This is a genomic window from Streptococcus mitis, assembly GCF_009496285.1.
GTDB lineage: Bacteria > Bacillota > Bacilli > Lactobacillales > Streptococcaceae > Streptococcus > Streptococcus mitis_BP.
The window spans coordinates 1-607 of the sequence record NZ_WIJK01000067.1; the positions used below are offsets into that span (position 1 = coordinate 1).

General features: G+C 42.5%; 1 pseudogene. It reads right to left on the reverse strand.

Annotated features, from left to right (window positions below):
* Positions 1-607, reverse strand: a pseudogene (locus GEZ89_RS09650) (hypothetical protein); the annotation flags it as partial.

Below are 607 nucleotides of genomic sequence, written 5' to 3' on the forward strand. Positions count from 1 at the left end.
TGGGTTAGATTTCTTAACTTCATCGGCTACCTTAGCTTTTTCTGCATCAGTCAAGTTGCTTGGATCTGTAACTGGGGTTACTGATGGATCCTTAACTGCTTTATCATCTGATTTCTTAACTGTCTTAGCTGCTGGGATAACCGCTGTTGTACCATCTGGGTATGTAACAGTTGTTGTGCCATCTTTGCCAACTTTAACATCAGTTACGGTTGGGTTAGATTTCTTAACTTCGTCGGCTACCTTAGCTTTTTCTGCATCAGTCAAGTTGCTTGGATCTGTAACTGGTGTTACTGATGGATCCTTAACTGCTTTATCAGCTGATTTCTCAACTGCCTTAGCTGCTGGGATTTCTGCTGTTGATCCATCTGGGAAGGTTACAGTTGCTGTTCCATCTTTACCTACTTCAACATCTTTCGCTGTTGGGTTAGCTTTCTTAACTTCGTCTGCTACTTTAGCTTTTTCTGCATCTGTTAAGTTAGCTGGATCTTTAACTGGTGTCTTAGCTGGATCTTTAACGCCATCTGCATCCTTAGCAGGTGTTGCATCTTTAGCTTTCTCAACTGCCTTAGCTGCTGGGATTTCTGCTGTTGATCCATCTGGGAAGGTT